Genomic DNA, 2817 nt, shown 5'->3' on the forward strand with positions numbered 1-2817 from the left:
TCCGCACACCGCACGCGGAGCAGCCGGTAGAGCTGTTATCGGGCGGCAACCAGCAGAAGGTGCTGCTGTCGCGCTGGCTGGTGACGAAACCGCAGTTTTTGATCCTCGACGAGCCGACGCGCGGCATTGATGTGGGTGCGCACGCCGAGATTATCCGTTTAATCGAATCCCTGTGCGCCGACGGTCTGGCGCTGCTGGTGATCTCCTCTGAACTCGAAGAGCTGGTGGGCTATGCCGATCGGGTGTTGATCATGCGCGATCTGAAGCAGGTGGCAGAAATCCCCCTGGAGCAGCTTTCGGTCGCGTCGATTGTCAATGCCATCGCTGACGGAGGAGTAAAACATGCTTGAGTCTCCTATGACTTCTGAAAAAACGCCGCGTCGCAAGCTGAAGCTGCCGCAGGGGATGCCGCAGATTGCGGCGCTGCTGCTGGTGCTGTTGATTGACAGTCTGGTGGCGAATAACTTTTTTGCCGTGCATCTGCAGGAGGGTCGTCTGTTCGGCAGCCCGATCGATATCCTGAACCGCGCGGCACCCGTCGCCTTGCTGGCGATTGGTATGACGCTGGTGATCGCAACCGGCGGCATCGATCTTTCCGTGGGTGCGGTGATGGCGATAGCCGGCGCAACCGCCGCGACGCTGACCGTAGCCGGTCACGGGGTGCCGTTTATCATCCTTGCCACGCTGGGAACCGGGCTGGCCTGCGGCGTGTGGAACGGAGTGCTGGTAGCGCTGCTGCGCATTCAGCCGTTTGTCGCCACGCTGATCCTGATGGTGGCCGGACGGGGTATCGCCCAGTTGATTACCCAGGGGCAGATTGTGACCTTCGACAGCGACAGTCTGGGCTGGTTTGGCAACGGCGCACTGTGGATGTTGCCGGTGCCGGTCTGGATTACGCTGGTCGTGGCGCTGGCGGTATGGCTGCTGACGCGCAAGACCGCGCTGGGTCTGTTCATTGAAGCGGTCGGGATCAACCTGCGCGCGGCCCGCAATGCCGGGGTGACAGGCTGGCTGGTGGTGATGTCGACCTACGCGATCAGTGGTGTCTGTGCCGCCGTGGCGGGGCTGATTGTGGCGGCGGATATTCGCGGAGCGGATGCGAACAACGCCGGTTTATGGCTGGAGCTGGATGCAATTCTGGCCGTGGTGATTGGCGGAGCCTCGCTGATGGGCGGTCGTTTTAATCTGGTGCTGTCGCTGATTGGGGCGCTGATCATTCAGTCGATGAATACCGGGATTCTGCTCTCCGGCTTCCCGCCTGAGCTGAACCAGGTGGTGAAAGCGGTGGTGGTGATGTGCGTGCTGTTGCTGCAGTCACCGCGGTTTATTGCGATGTTGAAACGGAGACGGCCGACATGATCAAACGTCATCTTCCGCTGATGATCACCTTGCTGGTGTTTGTGGCGGGTTACCTGTTCTGCCTGACGCAGTTTCCGGGCTTTGCCTCAACCCGGGTGATTTGCAACATTCTGACCGACAATGCGTTTCTGGGCATTATCGCGGTGGGAATGACCTTCGTGATTTTATCGGGGGGTATCGATCTGTCGGTCGGCGCAGTGATCGCCTTTACCGGCGTCTTTCTGGCGCGCGCAATTGGCGATTTTCATGTCAATCCGCTGCTGGCGTTTGCGCTGATTCTGGCGCTGGGGGCGCTGTTTGGTGCCATGATGGGCTGGCTGATCGATGCGCTGAAGATCCCGGCTTTTATTATTACGTTAGCAGGGATGTTTTTCCTGCGCGGATGCAGCTATCTGGTGTCCGAGAATTCGATTCCCATCGATCATCCGTTTTACACAATGCTGTCGGGTCTGGCGTGGAAAATACCGGGCGGTGGGCGCCTGAGTCTGCTGGCGGTGATTATGCTGCTGGTGGTGGTAGGCGGGATTATTCTGGCGCACCGCACCCGCTTTGGTAATCGGGTTTACGCCATCGGCGGCAATCTGACATCGGCGCAGCTGATGGGTGTGTCGACGCGCGCCACCACTATTAAGATCTATATGCTTTCCACCACGCTGGCCACGCTAGCCGGGATTGTGTTTTCAATCTATACCTCAGCAGGTTATGCGCTGGCCGGGCTGGGGGTAGAGCTGGATGCGATCGCGTCGGTAGTGATTGGCGGCACGCTGTTGTCAGGCGGTGTCGGCACGGTGTTAGGCACGCTGTTTGGTGTGTTGATTCAAGGGCTGATTCAGACATGGATAAATTTCGACGGCACGCTGAGTTCCTGGTGGACCAAAATCGCCATCGGGATTCTGCTGTTTGCCTTTATCGCCCTGCAGCGGTTACTGACGGTGATCTGGGATCGTCAGCAGAACGCGCCGGTTAAGCGATTGAGTTCCTGATATGAGAGGGCGGTTCACAGGAGCCGCCCGTTACTGCGCAAGGTTAAGCACCATCACGGTCACCTCTTCTCCGGCTATGTGCCGCTGCTCCACCGCCTGCCATCCTGAACGCTGATAGTACGCCTGTTGATCGGGGGTATAGAGCCAGAGTTCAGCGATCTGCCGTTGTCTGGCGCGTGCAATCGCCCGCTGAATCAGCGCCTTTGCCACGCCCTGACCGCGGAATTTTTTGTCTGTCACGACCTCACCCAGCCAGTATTCCCTTGCCGCGATGTCATCCAGTTCATAACGAATAACGCTGCAGAATGCGGCCCTGGTATTTAGCTTTTAAAGACAAGCTCAAATACCACATAAAGGAGGGAATGATGGGCAGTGGAGTAAAGCGTCCGCCGCATGGACAAAAACGCCCGGAGCGTTTTTGAACAATGCGAAGCGTTGGCCCGCTTGCGGGCGAGCCTCAGGGATGAGGCGAGTC

The 2817-nt window shown here is 58.5% G+C and carries 3 protein-coding genes and 1 pseudogene; 3 read left to right on the top strand and 1 reads right to left on the bottom strand.

The genetic code is table 11. The features are described 5' to 3' along the window. The 3 genes from CKF42_RS20815 to yjfF all read left to right on the top strand — a co-directional run. Nucleotides 1–350: ATP-binding cassette domain-containing protein (locus tag CKF42_RS20815; RefSeq protein WP_146239968.1), on the top strand; the 350-nt coding region annotated here is incomplete at its 5' end. Then, nucleotides 343–1359, top strand: coding sequence for a galactofuranose ABC transporter, ATP-binding protein YtfT (ytfT, locus tag CKF42_RS20820; RefSeq protein WP_009090336.1), 1017 nt, complete (start codon nucleotides 343–345; stop codon nucleotides 1357–1359). The genes CKF42_RS20815 and ytfT, both read left to right, overlap by 8 nt. Then, on the top strand, nucleotides 1356–2342 hold the full coding sequence (gene yjfF / locus CKF42_RS20825; RefSeq protein ID WP_111209104.1) for a galactofuranose ABC transporter, permease protein YjfF: 987 nt from the start codon (nucleotides 1356–1358) through the stop codon (nucleotides 2340–2342). Before ytfT ends, yjfF begins: the two co-directional genes overlap by 4 nt. A gap of 30 nt (nucleotides 2343–2372) precedes the next feature. Here the strand turns inward: yjfF and CKF42_RS20830 are convergent. Beyond that, a pseudogene (locus tag CKF42_RS20830) lies at nucleotides 2373–2660 on the bottom strand (GNAT family N-acetyltransferase); the annotation flags it as partial. Between the last annotated feature and the right edge of the window lie 157 nt (nucleotides 2661–2817).

The organism is Pantoea sp. ARC270 (genome assembly GCF_003236725.1).
GTDB classification, from domain to species: domain Bacteria; phylum Pseudomonadota; class Gammaproteobacteria; order Enterobacterales; family Enterobacteriaceae; genus Pantoea; species Pantoea anthophila.